Origin of the sequence: Halomarina pelagica (genome assembly GCF_024228315.1) — an archaeon.
Lineage (GTDB): Archaea > Halobacteriota > Halobacteria > Halobacteriales > Haloarculaceae > Halomarina > Halomarina pelagica.
This window is the reverse complement of record NZ_CP100457.1, coordinates 86,267-110,448: the sequence shown is the minus strand read 5'-3', so window position 1 is coordinate 110,448 and position 24,182 is coordinate 86,267. Positions and strand designations below refer to the sequence as shown.

Genomic DNA, 24,182 nt, shown 5'->3' with positions numbered 1-24,182 from the left:
GCTAACTCGGCGAGAGCCCACCGGTCGTCGCTTCCGACCGCGTCACACGCTGCTTTCGCTTTTCGTTCGGAAACGTAGTAGTTGGCCTCCGCTTCGCCGAAGATGCCGAGGCCTCCCTTCCGGGTCTTCCCACTTGATGCTGTCGTGAACGTAGTGTCTGTCCCTGTTTGGACCATTAGATATCGCCCCCAATCGGGACGCTTTCGATCTGTTCTTCGAGATTCTCACTCTGTGATTCCAGCCGCTCGATCTTCGTTTGCGTCACTTCTGTATTATACGACTCTCCTTCAAGCCGGAATACGAACTCGTGACGTGCCGTCCGGTGTCCTACTAGCATGAGGTGTAACAGTAGAGTAACAGGTATCCGTCGGAGGGACAAATGCCGCCTGCTCGCAGCGGCGCGGGCACCCCACCTATGGCGAGGGCGATCACATTGGCACTCTCCAGTCGCCCTTCGCACCTCCCTTCCGGCGAGCGGCGAGCGACCGCCGGACGTCCCCTCCCTCCGGTCGGGGGGACGCTCAGGCTTCCGGGTCGGGGGGCACGCCCCCGCTTCCGGCCGCTCCGCGCGGACTGGGACCCGCGCTCCGCTGGTCCTTCGCTACGGTGAATAGGGTGAGAACCGACCGCCGTGATCACGCCGGGGCGGGTTCCTCGCCGGGGTCGTTCCCGACGAGTTCGACGTCGAGGTGGATCCGTTTGTAGGGAAGGTACGGCCGCTTCGACTGCCCCTCGTCGACGACGAACACCAGGCCGTAGTCCGCGAGTAGCGTGACGTCGTCGTGGACCGTCCGGTAGTCACGATCGAGGTCCTCGGCGAGCGCGCTGATACTCTCGGCGGCGCCGTCGGTGTTCATGAGCGCCCGGAGGAGTTCGATCCGGCGGTCGGTGAGGATCTTCCGCAGCTCGCCGACCGTCGCGAACGACACCACGGCGGGCGGTGCGTCGCCCTCGGCGATCGCGTCGGCCGCGTCGACCGTCGCCTCACGCATTTCGTCGAACGTCTCGACGGTCACGCGAAGGGTGTCGGGGTGCGGGCGGTCGCGAGGGTCGCGGTACTTGTCGGGCCAGCCGTCGTGGTCGGTGTCAGTCATGGGGTGAATCCTCGGTGGTGGTGAGTTCAGCAATGTCGGTCAGGAACCGCGCGACGTGCAAGACGATCCCGTGAAACTCGATGCCGGTGTCGTCGCCGAATCGGATGTGTCGGTGGTGCCAGCCGAGATCGACGTCGTCGTGTGCGTCGTCGTAGCGGAGTATTTCGCCGCCCTCGGGGTGGTAGTACTGGAACCGATAGAACCACCCGCCGGGATAGTCGTCGTCACGGATCGCGAACATCTCGACGCGCCCGCCTGGAACGGCGCGATTCAGTTCAAGCGGGTGGGTCTCCGGCATCCTGCTACCTATTATGACCTATGACCCCATAGACCATAAGCATTCGGGGCTGGCCGACGGCGCCGTCAGACATCGAGTCGCGGCCGGGACCGTACCGCTCGGCATACGCTGCCATCATGGCGAGGGCGTCTTCGGGGTCGTCGATCCCAGACCGGCACTTGCGCACGATCATGCGCGCCGCGCGCTTCGTCAGGTCCTCCTCGTCAATCCACTCCTGTGCCTCGTCGGGTAGGAGGAGGTACGAGAGACGTTCGCTGATGGTCGAACGGCTCTGACCGAGTTTCTCGTGGAGCGCCTTGACATCCGGGTGGTTCTTCCCCACAACATGTATGCCGTCTGTGGGGTCATGACCCCACAAATTGTTAATGTATTCCGCGTACGCCATCTCCTCGCCGTCAACGGTGACGCTGACGTTTTCGGCGAAGGCCCACGCTTCTTGCATGGGGGTGAGGTCTTCGCGTTCGAGGTTTTCGGCGGTCGGTGAGGAGAAGAGGCTCGTTAGGCGAGGGCGTCGAGCAGCTCGCGATCCTCTTCGATAAGCTGTCGAATCCGGTCGCGGTAGGCCGCGCGTTCCTCGTCGGCCTTCCGCTGGTCGTGGTGGCTCACTGTCTCCCTGCAGGCTCAGTCGGAGTCGGCAGACTCGCGATCCGCACGGGAGGGCGTCCGCCCGCGCTCCCACGCCCGGACGTCGACGCCTTCGCCTTTGAGGTAGTCGCGAATCTCATCACGCTGCTCACGCATCGCGTCGCGAACTGCCTCGATCTCGGCGTCCGTTACCGGCTCGTGATCCCGTGCCATTGTTCAAATCTCCGTGTAGGCCTCGCGTTCCTCGTCGGCCTTTCGCTGGTCGTGGGGGCGTTCACTGGGCATCGCGGTGTTCCCGGAGGTCGCGATCGAGGCGCTCGCTCACGGCGTCGACACTCTCGGCGATATTCGTCCCCCGGTACTTCCCGAAGCTCTTCACGTGCTCTCGGGGTCGCTCAGGGGATCAAGCCCCCCGACACACTCCCCGTAGCCGACGACCGTCCCCTCTTCCGGCGGGGCGATCTCAAGCTCGGCGGCCCCGCGTTCGATCTCCTCGGCGGTGGTCCCGGTCGCCTCGGCGAGGACCTCGCTCAGCTCCTCGGGCGTGAGAACCTCGTTCTCGGCCGGAGCTTTGCGGCTCATACGTCCTTGTAGCGGATCCGCAGTGATAAATGTGCGTGCAGAATCGCCCCCGTCGGGAGACCATCGGGGCGGTCTGCCGGGCGGGCGACGCTCCTCGTAGACGTCACTGAAATAGTCAGCTTCGCGTCGGAGGTACTGGTCGCACCCACGAACCACTATCCCCGGGTTCGACGGCAGCGGTGCGTGCCGGACCTGGAGGTGTACCGGCCGCTTCGAGCGTCGGGCAATATCGACGTGCAACCCCTCGCGATAGACGTCGTGGCCCTGAATCGACGTTTCGTTGTGGTCCATCCGCTGATTGGTACGGGCTCCCACCTGTGCAGGACAATGGCGGGGGGATCCCTGCTATTGTCCTTGGCCAGGTAATGGGGTCGGCGCGACGACACCACCGACTCGGGAGTGCTTTCCCGGCTGTCGACCGTACCGACGGCGATCACGAGATGACTGTCAGCTCCCCCGGGGGAGAAAGCTTATGCCGAGCAGGCCGTGGATCTGTGATATGGTCCCACGCACATTCGTGGCCGGATTTATCCTCGGAGCAGCTGCCACGTTCTTCGCCCTCGGGCTGCTGGGCGTGCATCTTGACGATCACGACGTCGAGACGGCACCCGACAACTTGGTCACTGTGGAGGTTGGCGACGGATCAGGAAACGTCTTCCCGTCTCCCGATGCTCGCTGACGGTCGTGTGCCCGTCGGGCCGATCCGACGCGTGGCTGCCGTGGCGATAACGGACCACGCGCGTCGTCTGTAGCAACAATGACGACGACAACGAGTTCGACAGTGTCCGCCTCAACGAGGAGACACTTACGGCATTCGGTGAGGAGGCGGTTGGGGCTGTCTCGCTCAACGTACCTCCACTAGTTTGTCGAGTCGCGTGACGATTCCTCCGACGACTACAACCAACTGCGCGTAGACGACGAGTCACCACTGACTACGAGCAACTACTGGCCAACGACGAGCGACTCCAGCAGCGCGCGGATCGCCTCGAACGGGAGAACTAGCTGATGCTCGAACAGCACGAAGAGCACAAAGACCATTGGGAACTCGTTAACTACGCCCAGGAGGAGCGGTCACTTTCTCGTCAGCGGGCGAGTGCAGAGGGGAAACGCGGCTCAAATGGTGGCTCTTCGGGACGCCGGACGACTAATGATGATCGGATGAATACACACGCTCAAGTCAATATAGGTGTTTAAGCACGGTCTAGTTAAACCGTTACTGGCGATTGCGAACAGCTGCGATGAGTTCGATTTGTGTCCTCGTTCACGATCGGATCCGACGGTGAGCTGTCAGCCCCCGCTCGGCATACACATGTTTCGCGCTATCGTAGCCTGTTGAAGGTGTGCTCATCTCACTCAGCGTCCTTCTCGGCGACCATCCAGACGAGTTCTCGCCCAATTTTCTTACTCAGAACGAACCCTTCTGCTTCGAGTTTCCGGTGCCGATAATCTGCCCCTTGTCGGGTGACGCCGACGGTCTCCGCCACCTCTCGGGTCACTGCTAGGTCGTGCTCGCGAACGGCGGCGCGGCACGACCGGGTCCTGTCGAACACCGAATTCCTACCGGGTCGCTGAGCACATCTCGGCGAGGATGGCCGCCATACGCTCCTATTCGTAACAACAGCTTCGCAGGACGTCACGGATTTGTCTCCCCCGGTACGCGGGTGAACCCGAGCGTCGCAAAATCGCTATCGAAGGCGAATACGTGTTCAATGTCATGCTCTTGGGCAAGAACGGCGCTTATATGATCAACGAGTGAGATCTGTTGATCGTCGTATCGAGCGAATTCGTCACAGGCGGTGGCGAACTGCTCCGGGGAGACTGAGAGAACGGTGAACACACTCGAGGTTCGTATCCGTTCGAGTGCGCTTCGGGCCGGAGCATGCCCCTTGCGATACAAAATCAGCCGGGTGAGTTCGGCCAGTACGTACCGACTCGTATAGAGTGGTCGGTAGGGGAGGTCAGCCGTTTGAATCCCGTGAAAGACAGCCACAGCGCGGTCGTGCTGCTCGTCGTCATCGTCGTACCATGCGTAGAACGCGCCGGTGTCGATGAACAGCGGGGTGGGACCGGGCGCACGACTGCTCATGTGTTCCCGTCAGAGGCCTCCCGATCGGCCTGCCACGCCTTGACGAGATATTCATCAACGTTCGTGGACACATCAGTCGGTTCGCCCCCCGAAAACAACCCGGCCGACGACCAGAACGGATCGTCAGGGTCAACCGCCGACGTGGACGCTGCTCGGCGAGCGACCGCCTCGTCGAGATTCACAAGCGCCTGGGTACGCGTCGGCCCACGAGCACGCACCCCGGTCTGTTCGTCGATTGCGATCCAGTCGTTGTCGTCTCTGCGGGTCAGGGTGATCGTCTCGGTGCTCATGGGGTGTCCTCCGGACGAATCCAGATCGCGCGCCGGGGTTCGGGCTTTTTCTTTCGAATGGCGCCGTGGGTGGCGAGTCCATCTAGGACCTCATAGGCTGTGCGGCGCGGGACACCGAGTGCGTCGGCGAGTTCGCGCGTCGTGTAGGGTTCGAGCGCATCCATCGCCGTGAGGAAATCCTCGGCCGTGATATCGTGCGACGCCTCGAACCGACCTTTGTTATCCCGTTGGCGCGGGTCGCTCATAGTTGTACATACGACGGCTACCGGTTAATCCTTGCCCTGTAAGGTACCGGTGGATTTATATTCCATGCCCTACAAGGCATGGATGGAGACAGCCAGTCCCTCCGGGGCGTTTCACTTGATAGGAAACGCCCACGTGGTAGGAACACGCGGGCTGGCTGTCTAATGGACTAACAGCCATGCCGACACACGAGATCACAGCAGAAGACTGTACCGACTATAACCTCGCTCAGCGCGACGTCCGAGCGCTCACTGAGTACCTGCTGGTCGTCGCGGAGGCGCCCGACCTGTACGTGGTGTACGGCGAAGGTGGTGATGAATACACGGTGGATGCGCGGACCGGTGCGTGTACGTGCCCCGACGACGAGTACCGCCAGCCCACGGGTGGGTGTAAGCACGTCCGTCGCGTTGCCTTCGAGACGGGTGCACGCGACGTCCCAACCTGGGCACATCGCACTGCGATGGATCCGCTACTCGTCGAGGCACTTGCGGAGCACGAGGAGAAGGGCGAGGACGAGACGGCCGCTGGCGCGGCCGTCGAGGGTGAGACAGAGACGGAGACGGCTATGCCCACGATTGCGACGGACGGTGGCGAGCTCGTCATCGTCGGCGATGACGAAGAGGTCCTCGACGGTTCGGCGTTCACCGAGTCCGTCGAACCGCTTGCGCAGGGCGGTGAGCGCTACGTCCGCTGCGAAGGGTGTGGTCGTGAGCTGCTGATAGCGCTTGGTGGGCGCGATGCACTCCTCCACACGGAGGGCTGTCCAAACGCGAAGCGGGAGGACGATGGGCAATGATTGCTGCGTGTGACTGCTGCGGCGGGATCAAGCGCGACGTTCGCCGGGTGAAGATTGACGGCGGACTGCGTGAGCTCTGTTCCGACTGCCGGGACGATCTCGAGGTGTGTGAATAACGGCGAGTTCGCCGTTCTCGCTCTTGACGATCAACCGCGTCATGTCGCTCTGCGCGGAGTGCTGCCGGCCTGCCATCACGACGCTTCGACTCCCAGTCGTGCTGACAGCGGCGGTCGCTGCGATCGGCGTAGCGGGCTCTGCGATCGAGCACTACACGAACTACGTACTCACCGCGCTTGTTGTCTATGTCGCGGTGCAGCAGTTCCACACCGACGTCTCGCGGGCAATCGCGGTCGCTAGACGGACTGGGATCGGCTGACGTCTGGACGGCAGCAGCACGGCCGAGAGCGGCTCTATGTGCTCAGGTAAGGAGCACCCCGTCAAGGTACTAACGACTGCGGAACGCAATTCGGTTCAATCCTTTCTATGCTACCCCTCTTATCACGCGAAATTTCTGTACATCGTTACCTTGCAGAGTTTGAGAGACGGACTCTCAGAGATCTCCATGAGTCCTACCTGTACCGTGCGATTCAGAGATCTTGGCCGAAGATAGATCCAGGCGAATCTGTCGACGTAATATCGTCTGAATCACCGCTGAAGATAATAGGACTGGCGTCCCCTTCCTAATCTGTTCATACTGATTCTCAGCCCAATTGAGCGCCTCAACTGAATCGTTGACCAAGATACCGCTGATCCCACCTTCCTCAAAGATGATGACACCTGCATGCGCATTGTCTGCAATCCAAAGTCCGAATGAAAATGGTATTGAGGCACTGAAAAACGAAATACAGGGATTGTCAACAGCTTCGCTCATCAAATTAGGATGAAGACTATAGAGTTGCTCGAAGAGAGTTGATGAAACTACTACTTCAACACAGGAGTCATCACCGTTCGTGACTCGATCATAGAACGGCTTGACGTATGCGGAAATTGCAGAGGGAGTGAAGATACGGAATCGAGTTGCAGTGGTAGCTGCCTCTAACAGGACGTGCATTACCTCATCGGGGACCGGTCCCCTGGAATCGTTAAGATCTGCGCCAATGAGGAAGGCAGAGTCAAGCGGACTCTTCGAATCGAGAACATCAGTTATTGATGAAATATCGCTAAGGCTAGTCAACTGGGCTAAGTACTCCTCGTGGACCTGAACCATGCACTGGCCAATGATTGTAGTATACCATTGGCCCTTGGTGAACGTGACTAGTTCAGCTTCACTAAGGTCACGGATAATATCATCAAGTGTTGAGCGAGGAATACTAAGATCATCAACCAGATCTCGTTTCGTTTGTGGTGTCTGAGTAAGGGCCTGAAGAACACCGTAGCGGGCAAGGAGGAGTCGTCCAAGTTCAGTCGAACTATGCATTAGGTCAATCCCTCACACTCCAAGATATTAAATCCTACCTATATGTGTGATAATAGTGAATGGCTAGCTACGAGTCTATCGTGTGAGGGAGGAAGTTTGGGAGGGGGTGGTGATTTTTCGTTGTAGTGCAGATATTTCGTGATTTTCTGGAGAGTTAGAGTAAATATAATGGAGTTCATCGGTGTGCCTGTGAAGTCCCCGTGACGAAAGGAAATGAAAAACTATCGCGTCGCAAGGTCCTGCAAACAACTAGTATCGCTCTCGGTTCGCTGAGCGTAGCTAATACGGTCAATGCTGAGGAAGGAGTGACAAACTCCAATACAATCAATCTCGACACTTCTTCGATTGATTATGTCGATAATGCGCAAATCGTGGTTTTTAGTGATGGGAATTATACAATCACTGCAAGCGGATCCGAAGTCCCCCAATCCAACGAAAAAATTCCCGTGCTGCAGATCGAGACCAAGTACGGAGATGGTCCTACAAGCAGTAAGCCTGTGCCTATAGAGGATTTTCAACCTGATCGAGTAGAAGGCACAATTGAAATAGTTGATACGGAACAAGTGATCAAAAAAGGCGGATCTGGAGGTGGATCAAATAAAGAGCATGCTTCCGGTCGAGATCCGAACACGCATTCATTCTTCTCGAGTAGCTCAGTGGAAGCGCAAGCGGAAGAGAGTGACAGTGGTACGGACTATACGACCGACTATGAGGGAGGACTACAGGTCGGGTTGAGTGAGGCGTCCTACAATGATATCAACCATGGGCAGACATCTCGGTGGTCTTCCTCTGGTGGAGAGGTCACTTCATACAGTGACCGATACTGGTGCTGGTACGTTGGACCCAATGCAGCTGGTGCTGATCACCAAGCTGGGGGTTTCCAAGAAACGGACTGGGGTGGAGATACACTGTATAGCAAATCGTTCTCACAGTACTACCGCGATCTAACTTACAAATCGTACTACGCGTATCTCTATGCCGCGTTGACAATGAACCCAGACGGAACTATGGGATGGTGGGGGCAAACAACCACACAGGGCAACGAGGGACAGTATGATCCACCTACATCGTACTTCAGCCTTAAAACACAATATTGGTCATACTGCAAGAACTGGGCATAACAGTACCAAGGTTATCATTTTTGCTCAATGATCTATGGCCCTACTATCGCAGTCAGTAATGGTTAAAGCTTTCAACAGGGTTCGTCAATCCAAATATACCGGAGAAAACCGATGTGGACTGTGTACCGTATTTAATCTCACCCTCGCGACTTTCATTAGTATTTTAATCGCATATAAATGTTTGGTCGGTGGTTTTTTAGCCTTTACTGGATCAATCATACTTATCTATCTCCGTGGTTATCTCGTACCCGGCACTCCAAAACTAACAAAACAGTATTTCCCATTAGAAACCCTTCGATGGATTGAAAAAGAGCTGATACCGATCGCTCGTAGTCATCTTAATCCAAATATTTATATAATTCCGAACGGACCAGTTGAATCAGCAGTCACAAAATATTCAGACAATAATAGAATGATTGAGGTTGATTCGTACAATTATTTCCTCAAAGAAGATATCCTTGAAGTTTGTAGAGATGGTAACGACCTTTGTCTCACTGATCAATTCAAAGTCAGATGGCACCGTGAGATGGAGCAGTTCTACGATACAAACCTAAAGGGGGGTGAGATAGCGTCTGTAATTGGTGTTCAAGTAAACCATAATAGGTGTGAAATTAAGAGACATGGTGAGGAGCGGTTACTTCTAATAGAACAAAAGATGGTTGGGAGATGGCCATCCTACGAGGCACTTATTGCTGATGTTGGCGCTGCACATGTGTTAGACGAGTATTCAAGGATCTGGAACACCTATTCTCCCAACCAAAAAGGGATAATCCTCGATAATTTACGTCTATTCATTGAACAGTGCCCAGATGGAAGCGGATCAGTCAGTATGAAACAAGAAACGATAGAAACGTGTTGCTCTTCTCAGGATATAATCACGATCAGGTGTGATAGCACGGGCGCTCGGGTCTTTGAACGTCCAACTGCTGATTAAATATTGATCTAGATATCTATCTAACACACATGGTTAGTTACTCAAAACATTCGAGATCAGAACAAAGGAGATAGCGACCTAACACTAAATAGTGTTAGTATTGGATGGCCCCTTCGTCACATCTCATCAATTCGATAAACTATGATTTGACTTTAACCAAAAAGTATGTCAATATGGATCTATTTCACTTCCATGACTCATTTATCGATTACCGGAGAGGGCAAGTTCGGTTGGTATCTATTACTCGAAACTACTGTTGGTAGAGCTACTGTTGAACCGAGCCTGTAAACCTACCAAAAGGTACTTATCCTCACCAAGTGTATTAGAATATATGGTCACACACTCGATTGGAAACATGACGAATACGAGCCTTCGGAGTGTTTTGTTTATGCTCGTAGGTATTCTCCTAATAGCTGAAATAGCGTCTTTGATAGCGTTAGATGTACGATCCCCATTAATTGCCGTATCAGTGATTGTCATTGGCGGACTACTTGGATATGGTGCAAATCGGATCGTTAGTTCCCGACCGAACCATTAGACTTGTCTGGCACTGTCTAGTGCTTCTTCAAGCGTGAATAGATGAGTCGATACCGGTTCCACTACCAATGTTCTACGTACTCAGTTTATGCTTGAAGCACCACTAGTTACGCCAGTTTGAGGAGCGAGCAGGTCGTTGAGTCGATCGACCAAGATGCTCACAGACCTGCTCAGCGAGTCGTTTGCGGTGAATGTAGAAGAAACTTGGGAGCGCGAGCGGACGGCAATTGCGTCAGAGCGGTCGCCGTCTGCCTCCACGCCCGGACACCGTGATCTCTTGGAATCTGCGCTCATTCCTGCTGCCGACTGAGCTGCCCTGTTGTTCCCGATTTCTACTGTCTCGCCGCCTCGCGTCCGTTCCGGGGAGTTGTATGGGTGGTCGAAGAATAATGACCATGAACCAGACACTTGAAGCGGTCGCTGCCGTGCTATCGTCGGGGGATACAGGGCGTGGTTCCCCGGCCCTGAACCGTCGTTCCTGTAATCGTACTCTGTCGGCGACATTGGGACTAGCGGATATCTCTGTTGTTCAGCTTCGTCAAAGCTTAGGAAACGATGGAGGGTGCGACACCGCGGTAACATTCGATCTGTTAACCAACAACTGCGATTTCCTGCTGGTATTTGTAGGTTAATCGTGGCTGCACCTCCAGACTGCTAGCTCTTCGGACGACAACTCAATCTACCTCCGACGCAGCTCCTTCTATCGGCTGGTCTCCACGTCATATCGATCTTGAACTGCCTCGAAAAACTCACTTGCGTTTACCAACTCAAGGCGATCCTCGTACCCGTGCGTCGCGAGCGCCCGATCGATACCACGAAACGCCGCTCGATCGTTCGTGTAGACGGCCACCGACACCGTATCACCCTTCGCGAGATGCTGTGCGGCTACACCGCCAACTTCGCCGTCAGCCTGCTCGATATCGTGTTCTGGGCGATCATCGGCGACTGCAATATACCGTCGTATCATATCCATCGTCGTCGAGACAACCGGATCGGCGTACTCAACGTTCTCAATAACGCGGGCCCAGCAAGCCGCAATCGCCGCATCGATCGGGGGTCGATCATAGGGCGCCTCCGCTGGTGTCAGTTCCGCGTAGACGCGTGGCGGGACGAGCAACACCGCGTCGGCTGCGGTGACGGGGCGTTCGAGCAGCGAAACGGCGTCCGCTCGCTCAAACTTGATGAATAGATTAGTATCGATGACGTGTGCCTCAACGTCAGGAACGAAGCGATCTTTCGCTCGTGATCCCTCCTCATCCAACTCTTCGACGGCAGCATCAAGCTCGTTGAGGTCGAGCTCACCTTCACCAGTACTGGAGATAACCGTTATATTCTCTGACTTCTAGAGGTAGGCATGAATCGACGCAGGTTTCTTACCGCCTTGGTTAGTCTATCTACCGTTCTTACGGGGTGTACATCGACCAGCGGTGATCCCGAGTTTGCGACCACCTCAACGTCTATTACTGCACTCTCTCGCGAGTGTAGCACTACGGCTAAGGACACGGCGACGATCCATCGAGGTGATACTCAGAAAGATATTATCATTAAAGGAACACTCGCAACTGATCAGGTATGTGATGATCTCTCGCTGACTGTGCCTGTAGCCATTGATGATAGCAATCCACGAGCGGCAGAGATCGAAATCAGAACGGTTGACTCGACACCGATAGATGGGTGTTCCTCGTGCGCTGGGCTAATCCAGTACCAAGTTGATGTTTCGTTTACTGAACCACCAGCGTATATTGCGGTCCAACACAAGAATAGTGCAACTACAGACGGTTATATCGTCGAGAAACAGTTTGGGATGAATACTGAATCTATAATTACGGAAAAAGAGTAATTACAGTGCAGTGTACCTTTATCAGAGCCGTGTTCAGTTAACCATCCATACGTTCCGTTTTTGTTGTTCTTCTCACTGCTACTCCGCGATAACTGAGGACTCTGCGGTGACTGTAATCGGCGGGTTCGTCGCGATGTACGTTGATCCATGATCTTTAACGTATTGGATGGATTTTGGCGTCATCGTGATATCGCGGCCATTAACACGAACAGGGATTTTTCCGCCCACTACGTTCCGGGCGACGTTTAACCCTCTTATATCAGCGCGCGTTACTTTAATTACACCGAAATATTCTTTTTCCTCAGGAGTCATTGACTCAGGATGTCCCCATTCATAGCGATCCGTCCCACCGACAAGACTTGCCGTCGCATAGATATCCCCCTCTGTGAATCCAAGATCCCAGCGCGTTTGAAGGATTCCTGCCTGTGAGTAGATGGACATGTTGTCTGTCCAATCGTTACTGGCATAATCTTCGTGAATATCGAAATCGAGGTGGTGACCGACCTCGTTTTTTGCCCCTGAATCATTATAGATTCCTTCCCACGTCTTCGGCATTGACGAGCTTGTATGGGTGAATGCATCAAGCAATCCATCGGCCAATGATGCCGCTGTCAGAACATTGGCTGCGACTGCTCTCCCCAGTGCGTCCGCTGCCGTCGCAAGCGCATCGGTCACCGTGCCCCAGGACTCACCGTTATCGTCATCAGGTTTTGGATACATCCGATTACCAGTCGCATCAATCGCGGCTAGCGTTGTGAGGTCGCTATCGCGCTCATCTATTGCCATAACATTCCGTTGCATATCTCGTTCCTTCCGCGTGCCGGCCAGATTCGTCGAGACACCATGGCCAGCGAGATGGAACTCGTGGTTCCAGTGTGTACTACCAAGAAACGTATCTTTCAGCTCAATACTTGATGAGAGTGTGATGAGCTTGTCTGTTACCGTGTTAGCCGTTGCAGTCTCTTGCCACGTGTGAGGAGCAGTAGCCGCTCTCACTGGCGGCGAGTACAACAGCGCTCCGGTAGCGAAGCTGGTGACCCCGAGTGACTGGAGGAGTGAACGACGACTCATTTTACTCTCCTGGTGTCTGTCTGGTCTCATAGTAGACGAACAATAAACATCTCCGATTATTAAAAACTTTGCTTAAATTGAATATAATCTATGAGATTATTTCTTAGATAGATTACTATCAATCTTATCAGGGACACGTTGATTGAGGATGGCGGAGAGCTTTGTTCTCCCGGTGATCGAAGCGGTCTCATCCCTTCTACGTCAGCCAGGACGGCAGCTAGTACACCGAGCGTTAAACTTGTTAATCGATGATACGCGATGGCTCACCCCGCTCGCCGCATGCCGCCCCTCCGCCTGCTCACGGTTCCCTTCGGTCACCGTTCGCGGCGAGGCGCTCTGTACCGTCGCGCCGCGCTTCACTCGCGACCGACCATTCCGGGTTGTGGTTCGCTCCTCACGTCGCTCACCGGTCCGGGCGTCTGGTTTCGACGCCAGCGGGTACCCGCGAGGGGTTGCACCCTCGTTGGCGTCTGGTCTATTGAGGAGTCGATACAGGAGAGATACAACTTTTCCGAAGACGAGTGTGACTCCGTTATGGCTCTTCGCCGGGCGTAGTTGCGGTTTGCTGTTGAAGCGTCACTGCGAGTGTTTGGGGAACTGCCCCGTCACGGCGGTACTCGCGAATCAGATTCGCGACGTACCACCCGTCATCGTCGGCTGACTCGGAGGAACGATACTGGCGACGCTGACGTGTCTCTGATTCGTCGATGATCCGTGCCGTGAGACTGAGTCGCTGTTCGGAGAGTGTATCCCGGACAGGATCCATCACCAATCCACGCGGGAGCACCACGCCGAACAGCGCCACGAAGGACGTCTGCAAGTCCACGGTCGTGAACGAGTTTACGCTCGCAGGATCCGTCTGTTCTATCCAATACTCCGAACGGAGGGCGTTCCAGTCATCGGCATCTCGGATCACGGTTCCGAACGTGAGTGCCTGCGGAACCTCATTTTGGGGTGTTCCCTGAAGATTGACGCGTCGGTTTCGAATTGCCAGGACTGTTTGACCCGCGGTTCGACGGGTGTGATGCTATCTGCGAGTGCGGTACAACCACTGAGTGCGGTAAGTCCGCCAAGGGAAAGCACTCCTCCTACCTCAAGGAATCGGCGGCGTGAGATCATCTCATTTGGTAGACGTCACATTACAAAATAACAGTATCTCCTCTATTTACATTATTCTGACATAGATTATATAAAAATGTAATATCTCTTGATCCAATAGATTATCGAGAGTGATAATACCTCAGAATAGACAATCAACAATCGGACGACGTTCGTTCTTAGCTGGACTCGGAGCGACGAGCGTCGCACTCAGTGCGCTTCCCATGACGAGCGCTCGCCCTCCGCGTCATGCGCGGATCTACCAAAACGCCCTCGACGTTCGTGACCGGACGCATAACCACGCAGATTTCGTCAAGTATCTCACGAAGCACGGTGCTACGGTGTCTACGCAACGAACGGTCGATGCGTTCCCGAATCGCGACTCAACGACCACGCTGGCGAATGAGAGCAATGGGAGTGACGCCACAACAACGCAGAATGGTGGTGTGACAACGCAGAAGATCGATACTGACGAGATCACGGGCGATATCACGTTGACGCGATTCCACGGTGGCGGTCAGGTCGATACCTATGTCGACTATTATTTCGACATCGAAACCCACCAGTTCGTCGGCGAAGGGAACGCGGATCATATCGGTGTCGGATGGAACGACGACCACTACCTCATCATCGACTACACGTGGTACTGTAACGACAGTAGCCACATTGGCTTCGAAGAATCAGAACCAAATGGCTTCGATCACTGGTTCAACGACAAGTGGGCAATTACGACGAACACGACGTGGTATGATTACGTCGGCTGCCGTATCGAGGAGCTTTCAACGAGCCAAGAGCGTTATGTCCGTGGTGAACACCTTCACACATGGAACGATGCAAGTCTCGCGGGCTTTGGCGTCTCGCCAAGTGGTGGTATCAACTTCAACGTGAACAACTCGAGTAGTTCGTGGGAAGGTGCGTACGCAACCGTCAGAGAAAGCGATGCAGACGACGTCTGGTGTTGTTGACTCTGGTATGCCTGCACCGGGCCACTTCTCGTTGTCCTGTCACACGGCGAACTACAGCCACCAGATCGCGGTCAAGGGGGCTGATACGTCCGCCATGAAGCCACGTTGCTAGCTGGTGCCGCAACGTGAGTTGGGTTCCGGTAAGCATTCGAGAGGAACGTCACCACTCTACTGCCAGTGACTCAAGTGGCCATTTTGTTGGTCTTCGACCTCCTCTCAAATTCAGCGAATGGCACGCTGATTCTGACGAAAGTGGTGTTAGAGATGCTTGAGCGACAGAAGATCGTCCTAGGAACGATCGTTCCGATTGCGGAGGTGCCGGACGTGCCGGTTAGCGAGGTGACGGTTCAAGGTGAGATCACCACCTATGGGATCCTCCCTCACCGAGTATCCAGTAGGTGGGATTGATCGAAGACGAGAGCGGGCGAATCAAGTTTACGTCGTTGACCCACGACGTAAGGGTCAAGCAGCCGATCGTTCGAGAAGGCCAGACGGTGCGATTCCGGGCGGCAGCGAAGAACTGGTACAACGGTCGCTGTTCAATCGCGTTGACCGGATGGAGCCGGGTAGAGTTCCCCGAACGCGGTCGGTGGTGGGAATAGCCGGTCGTCGCAGTCTTCTTTTTTGCTGGTGCCCGATCACCCACTTCCCACCACCCCACCCTCCGCTCCGTGCTCGCTTCGCTGCGCGCGCAGCCACAACCTCGGTGACTAGGTCGTGCGTGCTAAAGCAGGAGATTGTAATCACCCGATACTGTCGAATTTGGCGTGTTTTTCTGCGCCCTGCTGGGTGCGGGCGCAGGACTGAGTGCTCACATGAGGGTGTCAATGAATGTCCGAGAGCAATCACGTGTACCGATGCGAGATCTGTGGAAAAGTCTTCGACACATCCGGTGGAAAGGGCTGTCACAAACGGTGGGACCATTCAGAAGTATACACGCGTGAGTCGATACAGCGCGAAATTCAGCGACTTGCCAAACAGAAAGGACGAGCTCCCATGGTCGCAGAGATGAACGACGAAGGCCGAGTTTCTGCGGCGACTGTTGAGAACCAGTTCGGTAGCTGGAATGCCGCCGTGCAGGCTGCCGGATTTAAGCTAAATATCAACCAGAACGTCTCGCAAGTAGATCTTCTTGATGAGCTTCGTCGACTGGCCCAGCAACTCGGACATCCGTCGACATCAACGGAAATGCGAACTCAGGGAGCGTATTCGTGTAAAACGTACCAGAACAAATTCGGGAGCTGGAACGATGCACTTCGACAGGCCGGATTCAAACCACATCGTGAGGCCGGGGTGACTAAACAGGACCTACTCAGTGAAATCCATCGGCTGGCTGAGGACCTAAACCGAGTGCCGACTGTGACGGAGATCAAATCTATCGGGATGTATTCCCACCGCTGTTACTACGACCTCTTTGAGGGGTGGGAGGCCGCCGTCAGGACCGCAGGCTACGAGCCAGTCGGACGAGTAAGTGGAGAGGATCATCCCCACTGGAAGGAGGAAACCGAATCCTTGCCTTGGGCACCAAACTGGTCCCAGCAACGCCAGCGCGCGCTCAAACGCGATGGGTTCCAGTGTCGGACACTCGGGTGTGGCGTAACTCGTGAGATCCATCGAGAACGCTATGAGAAAGATATCCATGTTCATCATATCATCCCGCGCCGGCAGTTCGTCGACAGCGAGGGGAACTACGACGCAGAGCAAGCTAATACGCTGGATAACCTCGTGACTTTCTGTCTCGAACACCACCAGTTCTGGGAGCAGGTGTCCCCGCTTCAACCAGATATCCGGTAGTGGCGCCGTAACCTGAGTCGTTTATTCACCCGTTGAGGAGCGGAGGGCGGGTGATTCGCCCTCTGGAACTACGATGGCTTCCAAGAACTCAACGACAGTCCGGGAGAGAATTCGAATGCATCTCACCCAAGCCTTCACACGGGTCGAGTCGGACGATGCACGAGAACACATTCAAGCAGCGCTGCGAGAATGGGACAACCTGCCGCCAACGCCGCTGCAGGAGTGTCCCGTCTGTGGGAAGGTCAGTCTGCCAGAACGCATCCAGCAACATCAGTGTAGAAGATGAAATATGACTGAGAGCGTCCTCGGAGCTCAGATCATCTCTTCCAGCGCTGCAAGGGATTCACGATAGGTATCAATGGCTCGCTCAATCGGGGTCGCGGAGGTGAGATCGACACCTGCATCCGCGATTAGTTTCACAGAATACTCGCTCGATCCGCTTCGCAAGAAGCGAAGATACCGTTCAGCCGTGTCACCTGGTTCACTACCATCCCATTCGGTGCGGATATCCGTGGCCAGCGCGAGTGCAGCACTGAACCCGGTTGCGTATTGATAGACGAAGAACGGTTCGTCGAATGCGTTGAGATACCCAGTATGCATCCACTCGCCAGCTATCTGGTCGTCGCACTCAACCGGTGCGTTGAACGTCTCCCAACTGTCGACGAAACACCGGTCGAGCCGCTCCGCCGTCAATTGCTTGCCGTCGGCGACCTGTTCGTGCATCTGGCGTTCACAGACTGCATACCGTGTCCGGCGATAGAGCAAGTCGCGGAAGCGTTCGAGCCACATATCGAGTACCACCCGCCGAAGTGCAGAATCGTCAGTCGTCTCCAACAAGTGCTGAACGAGCAGGATTTCTGTGAGCGTGCTTGGTACTTCCGATACGAATCGGTCAAAATAACCGTAGACCATTGGCTGCGAGTCACTAGTGAGTTCAGCGTGCATTGCGTGGCCAACCTCGTGTGCAAGTCCGAACAACCAGTTGACGTCTCTCTGGTAGTTCAAGAGAACGAATGGTTGGGTGCTGTACGCTGGAATCGTGAACGCGCCAGAAGCTTTGTTCGGAGTTTCGTAGACATCGACCCATCCCGATTCTAATCCACGAGCTAACCGTGTTTGATACGCATCACCGAGGGGTTCGACGGCCTTAACGACGTATTCTTTAGCCTGCTCGTAGGAAATCGTGGGGTCATCGTCAACCAGTCGGACCGTGATGTCCCACGGCCGAAGCGTCTCTATGCCAAGTCGTGCACGCTTCCGGAGGAGATGGTCGTGAAGCGGGTCAAGATTGGCCTGTACCGTCTCAACCAGCGTGTCGTATACTCCTGTAGGAACATTTTCTTCGCCGAGCGCGGCAGCGAGCGATGAGTCATAGCCACGAAGTTCAGCCGTCCTGACTGCCGCTTCGACGTGCTTGTTGAATGTGGCTGCGAACGTGTGTCGGTACTCGCCGAGAGAATCATAGAAGTGTTTATGGACGGTTCGACGAAACGGTCGATCAAACGAACGAAGAAGCGTCCGCTGGTTGTTCAGCGTCAATTCCGTCGACTTTCCATCCGGTTGTTCGACCGTCGGGAACGAGAGGTCGGCATCCCGTACGGTCTGATAGATATCACTACCTCCGGTCGCAGGTGCGAGCGTTGAGAGTGCGTTCTCAACCTCTGGTTCGGCGGTGTGTTCTGCCCTCCGTAGAATGTCGTGAAGATATTGCTTATACTTCGAGAGGAGAATAGAATCTGTGAGCATCTGCTCAATACACTCAGTGTCGGCCTGCTGGATCTCGGTTTCGATGGTTGAACGCGTGGTTTTGAGCCGGGATTCGAGATTGCTTGCCCGGCCTGAGAGTTCTTGAGCGTGTTCGTCGGTAGCATCGACACAGGAACGAAGAGAGGCATAGACGTTCACCCGCTCGAAGGCAACCCAGATTTCGAAGTAAGCGTCAAGTATCTCAGCGAGTGTGGCCGCGGTCGCCGTCACGTGTTCGGTGTTCAGGTTGTTGAGATGAGTTTCAACCTGCTCTGCGGCGTTTTCCCATTCTTCTTCGTCTGAGAAGAGGGTCTCTGGGTTCCATTTGTAAGGCTGTTCGATATCGGCTCTATCTTTCAGTTGTGTCATTAGCTACTGTCAGCTAGTCGGCTACAAGACGGTGCGAACGCACGCCAATCCCCGCGGCGGTAAGCACGGCAGGGTTAGAAAGAGATACGGGTCATCGTTCGCCTTAGCTACGAATTTCATTGGCAGGTACTTAAATATGGGGTACCCATCAGGATTTTGAGTCTGGGAGCGCTCGAACCATACGATGGTCAGCGAGGGCAAGCAATGAGCCATCCCAGGTCACTACATCCGTATTCTAGCTGCGAGTAACGCGGATTCTGTAAATTAGGGTCCTGGGGTCGGCTATTCATCCGCTCAGGTGTGCATTCAGGTCGGGGACCGTTTCGAATGTGACTGGAGTTTGGATGCTCTTAACCAACAACTGACCAATGCAATCGGGATTGTTGGTTAAGTCACATGTATCGTCAAACGTTAATTGTCGTAGCTGATACCATTCACCACCCATCTAAATCAGCGCTAGCCTTTTGTATAACTAGCACGAAGTAATACAATGAGAAAGCATGAGCAAATCAGAGTCTGAACGAGTGGTTTCGGTGTCCGCTCGTGGGCAGGCGACGATTCCCAAGGAGTTCCGCGAGGAACTCGGCATCGATACCCCTGGTCGTGTGAAGTTCGTCCGTACTGACGAAGGCGATATCGTCGTGCGTCCTATCCGATCAGTCAAGGATCTTCGCGGAATTTTGACCGGCAAAACCGACGCACAGGGCCGGTCGGCGACCGAGCGCCTGCGCGAAGAACGCAAGCGAGACAACGCTCGCGAGGATGAGCTCCGACGCCGGTATGCTGATTCAGACGAGGACGAATGACGGCAGCTGAGGAGATCCCCAAGACAATCGTCTTCGACACCGAACCGCTTGTTGCCTACTTCTGTGATGAGCCCGGCAGTGACACCGTCGAAACGTACGTCGAGGCGGTGATGGGATCGTCCGAGGGATACATTTCAGCAGTCAACATCACCGAAGTCCACTATATCGTGCGCGCCATCGAGGGCGAAGAGCGTGCCGACGCGGTTGTCGACGTCATTGAGGAGACGGGTATCAGACAGGTCGATACGGCGGAGACGTGGCGATTTGCGGCAGACTTCAAATACCGCCATTCCCCAGCACTCGGGGATGCCTTCGCGCTTGCGACTGCTGAGTCTGTCGATGGGATGTTGCTTGTCGGTGCCGACGATGACTTCGACGATATCACCGATGTCTCACTCAAACGGTTCCGAACGAAACCAGCATAGCTTCTCTACCGTATCGTTCTTGAGTGGTCATTGCGTACGTCTCGTTCATGCAGGGACTCTCTGACATTCTCTCGTCTGCGAATTGTCTCTGAACACTTAGTAAGATCTGTATATTACCATGCATGGCACTGTCTAGATAAGCGGCAACCGTCCGATCAGCCCTGCTCTTGGCAGACTGGAAGGACGAGTATTCTGGGGAAGGCGGCCGACGCACGCACTGCGCGAGCGCCAGCGAGCGCGGCGTACACCGGCCCCCGACCGGCGCGCAAGGGCTTCCTGGAGCAGACCGCCGGCCTCCCCCTCCCTACCGATATCTCGTAACTAAACAGTGCCTACAGAACCAATAGACAAACCCGATTATGAGAAATCGAAATGCCATTTAAAACTGCTCAGCGTAGTATTGATCCTGAAGCCATGGTTTACAGTCGTCCATTGCCCAGTTCACGCATCGGCTCCGCGTCTTTTGATGAACACTGTCAATTTCGTTATCCTCGAATCTGCCCCAATGACACGCTTCGAGGCCGACACGACCTGTGACGAGACTCCCGGTTTGGTCATAGTTGCTCTCCTCGAAGAGCACCATCGTTCTTGCAGCCTCCATCTCCATCTCACGAAGCCAGTAGTTCAGCTCCTCGATGACAGACCCGTTCGCGTCCTGTGGTGTCTTGTATGTCGACTGCCCGTGGAGATGGTCTTTCTGTGGGTCGTTTTTATCTTGGAAGGCTGACGGTAGATTCGACCGGTTAATCGTTGGGTCGAGAAAGAAAAAGACTGCCACGTCTGCGTTTTGGAGGAAGCGATAGCTCACTGTGGTCCAGAACTCCCTTAGCTCTTGTTCTTCGGTGGATGAGAGGGTGTTGCCCTGAAGATGAGCTGGCGGTGTGTCGTCTCGATCAGTACAGAGCTTGGCTCGCTTGAAGCCTGCTTCTTGGAGGCGGTATTTCACTTCATTCAAGAACGGATGACAATCATTGATATACGGACCGAGGATGTGTACCCGGAGATATTTGTAGAGCGCCCGGTCGGAGACTGCGTCTACATTCTGTCGTTCTGCATCGAATCCGTTCGGGAACCGACCTGCCATTTACGTTGACAGTCGACAATGGATCGCCGCTATCTTTAAGGTTGTGGGTCAAGTACATTTGACTGGATAGAGTGGCCCAGTACGAGGCAAGTGGGCCGGCTTGGATCTGATCGGGGGATCCATGGCCTAAGAACTAAGACGGTCCAGTCAATCTAGATTGACAATGACGACGCATACGGTACGCAACACGGCTGACAAACTCCCATTTGAGATCAGAGCTGCAGTCAGTGCATTCGATAATGGGACGCGACAAGCGATCATGATCACACTCCTCAATGAGGGTAAGTTGCGTTTCTCGGAGCTTCGTGACTCGCTGAGTGATGAAGACGAGCAGCTCCACAATCAGACGCTTACGAATGCACTCGAAGCACTCCAAGAGGGCGGCTTAGTAGACAAGCGTGTTGCTGATACTGCTGGTGAGCAAGTCCGATCCTATTACGAAGTGAGCGAGTATGGGGAGCGGTTTGTTGATTGCCTTCTCAACTCCCTTGGCTCGGTTGATAGCTTCACACCCCGATTTCACTACGAGCAGGTTGAAAACATACACAATCAAGAATATGGGCCAGTAGCTGTCGAAGCCCCTGTTGACCTTGGTCTGAGCCGCTCCGAGGACGATGAGCCTGCTCCAATACCGGATCAATGATTCCAAGCTTCGAACTTCCAGAGTACTATTTGAAATCAGTCGATATTGACGTCTCTCCAACCGTCGGTGAGACGGTCATTGGGGTTCTTGGGAGTAACCTCCAGGTTGAGCCACCCATCTTTGAGGAGGATCCGGAAGGGTTCCAGTGTGAGGCAAGCCTCTCATTACATCTCTTTCACAATGGGAAGGCACCATGGCAAGTAGATGAAGAGAAAGCAGAAGAGCGGTTTGGGACAGTAGACACCGAGTTTATTATCCATATCCCGGGGGAGATGGCCACGTTTGTGCCCTACGTTGACGAGTGGATCACCACTGAGGAATACCAGGATGCAGACCAGAAATTTAGAGATCATCTTGAATCAGGAATCCTTCAATATATCCTTGATCCAATCGGTGAACTGCTTGAGAATTCCTATAACGGCATTGTCCCGAGAATTTCATTCACATCTAGGGTAGGAGCGGAAGACAAAACAGCGCAGTAAATTCATGTGGCTTCATATGAAGCCCAGTTCCCTTCACATAACTTCCCATTTTGAGTCCGCCATAATGGTGGCTGGGTCGCTGTGCGTTGATATCAAATTAAGATGAGTCGTTACGGCCCGCCCCACTCGCCGCATGCCGCCCTCCGCTTGCTCGCGGTTCACTTCGTTCACCGCTCGCGTCGAGGCGCTCCCTGCGGTCGCGCCTCGCTTCGCTCGCGACCGACCATTCCGGGCTGCGGTTCGCTCCTCACGTCGCTCACCGGTCCGGGCGTCTGGTTTCGACGCCAGCGGGTACCCGCGAGGGGTTGCGCTCCGGTCGGTGCTCACCCCCCACGCGTACTCCGCTGGTCGCTCGCTCCGGGCGGACGGCGCGCGGGGCTGGTTGACTGTGCTCCTCGAGGCGCGCTCGCTCGCGCCCACAGGGCGCTCGCGAAGGCGCGAGCGAGCGCGCGTCGTAGGTGAGTTGGTCGTTGTCGAGAGCTACGGCTGGAGAGTCGTAGTGTCGGAAGAAGACGCCGAGTGAGCGCCTTCGGGTTTGGAACCCATGTCGAGTACGAACTTTGTGCGGTATGAATCTTCGGTTGAACAGGGAACAAAACATGACGAGGAGCACAGCCAGGCGGTCGTCGAGCACGAGCCAACGTGGCAGTCGACGTGTCTCGAGTGCGATGGACAGGTCGTCACCGGCGATCAGGAGTCCTACTGCGTGGATTGTGGGCTCGTGGTCTCTGCGGAGCATGTCGATCACCGGCCGACGCGCGGCGTGCACGGGCCGTCCGAGGGGAGTGGTCCGGCAGAGTGGAGCTGTGAGTCGATCAATCCGCTGCGGGTGGACAAGGGCCTGCATACGACGTTCTTCCTCGGCACTGACGGCTACGGACGGGCACTGTCGAGCGAGCAGAAAGACAAGTTCGGTCGGTTGCGGCGGCGGCACAAGCGCTTCCAAGTCGAGGACAAGCGGGCCATCCGGCTCAACGAGGGCTTCCGAGACATCGAGTCGATCACTGGTAATCTGTCCCTCCCCGGCTACGTGGCCGAGGATGCGGGGTTGATCCTCAAACAGGCGGCTGCGGCGCGGCTTCCCGGTGGGCGGATGTCCTGGGAAGCACTCGCCGCGGGCGCGGTGCTGCTCGCTGCGATCGATGCGGGCGTTCCGCGATCCGACGTGGAAGTGACCCAGTACGCGAAGGCGGACCGCGAGCGAGTGTGCGCAGCAGCGCGGAAGCTGCGGTGTGCACTCGGTCTGGATGTACCGCCGGTGCGGGCGGCCCCCGTCGACGCGGTGGTTGCAGCACTCGGTGAGGATGCGCCGGACGTGAAAACGTGTCTGGAGCTTCGACGGCTGGGCGAGCACCTCTTGGAGATCGCTGACGAGACGCCAGTTGGACCGGGAACGTCGCGGCTGACGATGGCGGCGGCGGCCGTCTACGCAGCTGACCGGCTCACCGACGGGAAGACGCTGACCCAGGCGGAGGTGGTCACCGCCGGACGGACGATTCTCGACACCACCAAGAGCCGCATTAGTCGATACTCCCAGGCACTGTACGACGCCTACGTGGCCACGCATGGGACGGACGATCCGGCAGCCGTCCTTGAGCGCGGGCGCGTCCAACTGCACTGAGCGACGTACCACTCTTTTTTGCCGTGCCAGACCACCCATCCCCGACCGCCCCACCCGCCTCCACGGTCCGGGCGCGCTCCGCGCGCCGGGCTTTCGCTCTATCGATGCGAAGTGAACTGTCCCCGAGGACTGAGATTAGTTCTGCGTACAGACGTGGCACCCAATGCAATCTACTCAGCTTCGATCCCGTGCAGCGAACGCAGTCCGTAAGGGAGTGACCGACACCGATCGGTTCCTGGTTCTCGTCGTGATTGT

General features: G+C 55.6%; 27 protein-coding genes and 1 pseudogene. 14 read left to right on the top strand and 14 right to left on the bottom strand.

Translation table 11 applies throughout. The features are described 5' to 3' along the window. Positions 1-635: 635 nt before the first annotated feature. The 5 genes from NKI68_RS22435 to NKI68_RS22415 form a co-directional block, all read right to left on the bottom strand. Positions 636-1,094 (bottom strand): HVO_A0114 family putative DNA-binding protein, encoded by a 459-nt coding sequence (locus NKI68_RS22435; RefSeq protein WP_254547231.1) that lies wholly within the window; start codon positions 1,092-1,094, stop codon positions 636-638. Beyond that, complete coding sequence (locus tag NKI68_RS22430; protein WP_254547230.1) at positions 1,087-1,392, bottom strand: toxin-antitoxin system TumE family protein; 306 nt, start codon at positions 1,390-1,392, stop codon at positions 1,087-1,089. Before NKI68_RS22430 ends, NKI68_RS22435 begins: the two co-directional genes overlap by 8 nt. Before the next feature lie 4 nt (positions 1,393-1,396). Then, the gene (locus tag NKI68_RS22425) at positions 1,397-1,834 is read right to left on the bottom strand and encodes a ParB-like helix-turn-helix domain-containing protein (RefSeq protein WP_254547229.1); all 438 of its coding nucleotides are present in this window, start codon (positions 1,832-1,834) and stop codon (positions 1,397-1,399) included. Positions 1,835-2,013: 179 nt separating this feature from the next. Continuing rightward, positions 2,014-2,190, bottom strand: coding sequence for a hypothetical protein (locus NKI68_RS22420; protein WP_254547228.1), 177 nt, complete (start codon positions 2,188-2,190; stop codon positions 2,014-2,016). 162 nt (positions 2,191-2,352) lie between these two features. Continuing rightward, entirely contained in the window at positions 2,353-2,559 is a 207-nt protein-coding gene (locus NKI68_RS22415) for a hypothetical protein (protein ID WP_254547227.1), read from the bottom strand. A 499-nt stretch (positions 2,560-3,058) separates the two neighbouring features. On the opposite strand from NKI68_RS22415, the gene NKI68_RS22410 reads away from it, so the two are divergent. Continuing rightward, positions 3,059-3,238, top strand: a complete 180-nt coding sequence (locus tag NKI68_RS22410) for a hypothetical protein (RefSeq protein ID WP_254547226.1) — start codon at positions 3,059-3,061, stop codon at positions 3,236-3,238. Between the two features lie 670 nt (positions 3,239-3,908). On the opposite strand, the gene NKI68_RS22405 is transcribed toward NKI68_RS22410, so the two are convergent. The 4 genes from NKI68_RS22405 to NKI68_RS22390 form a co-directional block, all read right to left on the bottom strand. After that, a complete protein-coding gene (locus tag NKI68_RS22405) occupies positions 3,909-4,109 on the bottom strand; it encodes a hypothetical protein (RefSeq protein WP_254547225.1) in 201 nt (66 codons plus the stop codon). An 83-nt stretch (positions 4,110-4,192) separates the two neighbouring features. Then, positions 4,193-4,645, bottom strand: a complete 453-nt coding sequence (locus tag NKI68_RS22400; RefSeq protein WP_254547224.1) for a type II toxin-antitoxin system VapC family toxin — start codon at positions 4,643-4,645, stop codon at positions 4,193-4,195. Further along, positions 4,642-4,935 carry a type II toxin-antitoxin system HicB family antitoxin gene (locus NKI68_RS22395; RefSeq protein WP_254547223.1) on the bottom strand — a complete coding sequence of 98 codons (294 nt, stop codon included), beginning with the start codon at positions 4,933-4,935 and terminating at the stop codon, positions 4,642-4,644. Before NKI68_RS22395 ends, NKI68_RS22400 begins: the two co-directional genes overlap by 4 nt. Further along, the gene (locus tag NKI68_RS22390) at positions 4,932-5,180 is read right to left on the bottom strand and encodes a helix-turn-helix domain-containing protein (RefSeq protein WP_254547222.1); all 249 of its coding nucleotides are present in this window, start codon (positions 5,178-5,180) and stop codon (positions 4,932-4,934) included. The genes NKI68_RS22395 and NKI68_RS22390 overlap by 4 nt, the downstream gene beginning before the upstream one ends. A gap of 176 nt (positions 5,181-5,356) precedes the next feature. On the opposite strand from NKI68_RS22390, the gene NKI68_RS22385 reads away from it, so the two are divergent. Together NKI68_RS22385 and NKI68_RS22380 are read left to right on the top strand one after the other, a co-directional pair. Beyond that, entirely contained in the window at positions 5,357-5,974 is a 618-nt protein-coding gene (locus NKI68_RS22385; protein ID WP_254547221.1) for a DUF8118 domain-containing protein, read from the top strand. Positions 5,975-6,131: 157 nt separating this feature from the next. Next, on the top strand, positions 6,132-6,350 hold the full coding sequence (locus tag NKI68_RS22380; protein ID WP_254547220.1) for a hypothetical protein: 219 nt from the start codon (positions 6,132-6,134) through the stop codon (positions 6,348-6,350). A 174-nt stretch (positions 6,351-6,524) separates the two neighbouring features. Here NKI68_RS22380 and NKI68_RS22375 read toward each other — a convergent pair whose 3' ends face one another. Next, a complete protein-coding gene (locus NKI68_RS22375; protein WP_254547219.1) occupies positions 6,525-7,391 on the bottom strand; it encodes a helix-turn-helix transcriptional regulator in 867 nt (288 codons plus the stop codon). Positions 7,392-7,591: 200 nt separating this feature from the next. Between NKI68_RS22375 and NKI68_RS22370 the strand changes: the two genes are divergently transcribed. The 3 genes and pseudogenes from NKI68_RS22370 to NKI68_RS22360 all read left to right on the top strand — a co-directional run. Beyond that, a complete protein-coding gene (locus tag NKI68_RS22370; protein WP_254547218.1) occupies positions 7,592-8,512 on the top strand; it encodes a hypothetical protein in 921 nt (306 codons plus the stop codon). Between the two features lie 34 nt (positions 8,513-8,546). After that, a complete protein-coding gene (locus NKI68_RS22365) occupies positions 8,547-9,446 on the top strand; it encodes a DUF8054 domain-containing protein (protein ID WP_497007291.1) in 900 nt (299 codons plus the stop codon). Between the two features lie 691 nt (positions 9,447-10,137). Continuing rightward, positions 10,138-10,244, top strand: a pseudogene (locus NKI68_RS22360) (IS6 family transposase); the annotation flags it as partial. Between the two features lie 439 nt (positions 10,245-10,683). Here NKI68_RS22360 and NKI68_RS22355 read toward each other — a convergent pair. After that, positions 10,684-11,244, bottom strand: coding sequence for a PIN domain-containing protein (locus NKI68_RS22355; RefSeq protein WP_254547216.1), 561 nt, complete (start codon positions 11,242-11,244; stop codon positions 10,684-10,686). A gap of 657 nt (positions 11,245-11,901) precedes the next feature. Next, the gene (locus NKI68_RS22350) at positions 11,902-12,924 is read right to left on the bottom strand and encodes a hypothetical protein (RefSeq protein WP_254547215.1); all 1,023 of its coding nucleotides are present in this window, start codon (positions 12,922-12,924) and stop codon (positions 11,902-11,904) included. A gap of 1,292 nt (positions 12,925-14,216) precedes the next feature. Here NKI68_RS22350 and NKI68_RS22345 point away from each other — a divergent pair. The 3 genes from NKI68_RS22345 to NKI68_RS22335 all read left to right on the top strand — a co-directional run bounded on the left by NKI68_RS22345 (position 14,217) and on the right by NKI68_RS22335 (position 16,751). Continuing rightward, the gene (locus tag NKI68_RS22345) at positions 14,217-14,957 is read left to right on the top strand and encodes a hypothetical protein (protein WP_254547214.1); all 741 of its coding nucleotides are present in this window, start codon (positions 14,217-14,219) and stop codon (positions 14,955-14,957) included. A 177-nt stretch (positions 14,958-15,134) separates the two neighbouring features. After that, positions 15,135-15,365 (top strand): hypothetical protein, encoded by a 231-nt coding sequence (locus NKI68_RS24015; protein ID WP_438267825.1) that lies wholly within the window; start codon positions 15,135-15,137, stop codon positions 15,363-15,365. 423 nt (positions 15,366-15,788) lie between these two features. Further along, a complete protein-coding gene (locus tag NKI68_RS22335) occupies positions 15,789-16,751 on the top strand; it encodes a homing endonuclease associated repeat-containing protein (protein ID WP_254547213.1) in 963 nt (320 codons plus the stop codon). A gap of 312 nt (positions 16,752-17,063) precedes the next feature. On the opposite strand, the gene NKI68_RS22330 is transcribed toward NKI68_RS22335, so the two are convergent. Next, complete coding sequence (locus NKI68_RS22330; protein ID WP_254547212.1) at positions 17,064-18,866, bottom strand: M3 family oligoendopeptidase; 1,803 nt, start codon at positions 18,864-18,866, stop codon at positions 17,064-17,066. A 500-nt stretch (positions 18,867-19,366) separates the two neighbouring features. On the opposite strand from NKI68_RS22330, the gene NKI68_RS22325 reads away from it, so the two are divergent. Both NKI68_RS22325 and NKI68_RS22320 read left to right on the top strand, forming a co-directional pair. After that, entirely contained in the window at positions 19,367-19,672 is a 306-nt protein-coding gene (locus NKI68_RS22325) for an AbrB/MazE/SpoVT family DNA-binding domain-containing protein (protein WP_254547211.1), read from the top strand. After that, a complete protein-coding gene (locus NKI68_RS22320) occupies positions 19,669-20,097 on the top strand; it encodes a PIN domain-containing protein (RefSeq protein ID WP_254547210.1) in 429 nt (142 codons plus the stop codon). The genes NKI68_RS22325 and NKI68_RS22320 overlap by 4 nt, the downstream gene beginning before the upstream one ends. A 379-nt stretch (positions 20,098-20,476) precedes the next feature. Here the strand turns inward: NKI68_RS22320 and NKI68_RS22315 are convergent, their stop codons facing one another. Next, the gene (locus NKI68_RS22315; protein WP_254547209.1) at positions 20,477-21,181 is read right to left on the bottom strand and encodes a hypothetical protein; all 705 of its coding nucleotides are present in this window, start codon (positions 21,179-21,181) and stop codon (positions 20,477-20,479) included. 163 nt (positions 21,182-21,344) lie between these two features. Here NKI68_RS22315 and NKI68_RS22310 point away from each other — a divergent pair, with 163 nt between their 5' ends. The 3 genes from NKI68_RS22310 to NKI68_RS22300 all read left to right on the top strand — a co-directional run bounded on the left by NKI68_RS22310 (position 21,345) and on the right by NKI68_RS22300 (position 23,927). Then, positions 21,345-21,824, top strand: coding sequence for a winged helix-turn-helix transcriptional regulator (locus tag NKI68_RS22310; protein ID WP_254547208.1), 480 nt, complete (start codon positions 21,345-21,347; stop codon positions 21,822-21,824). Further along, on the top strand, positions 21,821-22,306 hold the full coding sequence (locus NKI68_RS22305) for a hypothetical protein (protein WP_254547207.1): 486 nt from the start codon (positions 21,821-21,823) through the stop codon (positions 22,304-22,306). Before NKI68_RS22310 ends, NKI68_RS22305 begins: the two co-directional genes overlap by 4 nt. A gap of 544 nt (positions 22,307-22,850) precedes the next feature. Then, positions 22,851-23,927 carry a transcription initiation factor IIB family protein gene (locus NKI68_RS22300; RefSeq protein ID WP_254547206.1) on the top strand — a complete coding sequence of 359 codons (1,077 nt, stop codon included), beginning with the start codon at positions 22,851-22,853 and terminating at the stop codon, positions 23,925-23,927. Positions 23,928-24,182: the final 255 nt, after the last annotated feature.

Coding starts and splice junctions, on each gene's coding strand:
- NKI68_RS22365 (WP_497007291.1), top strand. CDS start 8,547: ATGGCCCTACTATCGCAGTCAGTAATGGTTAAAGCTTTCAACAGGGTT.
- NKI68_RS22310 (WP_254547208.1), top strand. CDS start 21,345: ATGACGACGCATACGGTACGCAACACGGCTGACAAACTCCCATTTGAG.
- NKI68_RS22415 (WP_254547227.1), bottom strand. CDS start 2,559: ATGAGCCGCAAAGCTCCGGCCGAGAACGAGGTTCTCACGCCCGAGGAG.
- NKI68_RS22320 (WP_254547210.1), top strand. CDS start 19,669: ATGACGGCAGCTGAGGAGATCCCCAAGACAATCGTCTTCGACACCGAA.
- NKI68_RS22325 (WP_254547211.1), top strand. CDS start 19,367: ATGAGCAAATCAGAGTCTGAACGAGTGGTTTCGGTGTCCGCTCGTGGG.
- NKI68_RS22315 (WP_254547209.1), bottom strand. CDS start 21,181: ATGGCAGGTCGGTTCCCGAACGGATTCGATGCAGAACGACAGAATGTA.
- NKI68_RS22380 (WP_254547220.1), top strand. CDS start 6,132: ATGTCGCTCTGCGCGGAGTGCTGCCGGCCTGCCATCACGACGCTTCGA.
- NKI68_RS22305 (WP_254547207.1), top strand. CDS start 21,821: ATGATTCCAAGCTTCGAACTTCCAGAGTACTATTTGAAATCAGTCGAT.
- NKI68_RS22435 (WP_254547231.1), bottom strand. CDS start 1,094: ATGACTGACACCGACCACGACGGCTGGCCCGACAAGTACCGCGACCCT.
- NKI68_RS22430 (WP_254547230.1), bottom strand. CDS start 1,392: ATGCCGGAGACCCACCCGCTTGAACTGAATCGCGCCGTTCCAGGCGGG.
- NKI68_RS22420 (WP_254547228.1), bottom strand. CDS start 2,190: ATGGCACGGGATCACGAGCCGGTAACGGACGCCGAGATCGAGGCAGTT.
- NKI68_RS22345 (WP_254547214.1), top strand. CDS start 14,217: ATGACGAGCGCTCGCCCTCCGCGTCATGCGCGGATCTACCAAAACGCC.
- NKI68_RS22375 (WP_254547219.1), bottom strand. CDS start 7,391: ATGCATAGTTCGACTGAACTTGGACGACTCCTCCTTGCCCGCTACGGT.
- NKI68_RS22335 (WP_254547213.1), top strand. CDS start 15,789: ATGTCCGAGAGCAATCACGTGTACCGATGCGAGATCTGTGGAAAAGTC.
- NKI68_RS22400 (WP_254547224.1), bottom strand. CDS start 4,645: ATGAGCAGTCGTGCGCCCGGTCCCACCCCGCTGTTCATCGACACCGGC.
- NKI68_RS22300 (WP_254547206.1), top strand. CDS start 22,851: ATGTCGAGTACGAACTTTGTGCGGTATGAATCTTCGGTTGAACAGGGA.
- NKI68_RS22330 (WP_254547212.1), bottom strand. CDS start 18,866: ATGACACAACTGAAAGATAGAGCCGATATCGAACAGCCTTACAAATGG.
- NKI68_RS22395 (WP_254547223.1), bottom strand. CDS start 4,935: ATGAGCACCGAGACGATCACCCTGACCCGCAGAGACGACAACGACTGG.
- NKI68_RS22390 (WP_254547222.1), bottom strand. CDS start 5,180: ATGAGCGACCCGCGCCAACGGGATAACAAAGGTCGGTTCGAGGCGTCG.
- NKI68_RS22410 (WP_254547226.1), top strand. CDS start 3,059: ATGGTCCCACGCACATTCGTGGCCGGATTTATCCTCGGAGCAGCTGCC.
- NKI68_RS22425 (WP_254547229.1), bottom strand. CDS start 1,834: ATGCAAGAAGCGTGGGCCTTCGCCGAAAACGTCAGCGTCACCGTTGAC.
- NKI68_RS22385 (WP_254547221.1), top strand. CDS start 5,357: ATGCCGACACACGAGATCACAGCAGAAGACTGTACCGACTATAACCTC.
- NKI68_RS22350 (WP_254547215.1), bottom strand. CDS start 12,924: ATGAGACCAGACAGACACCAGGAGAGTAAAATGAGTCGTCGTTCACTC.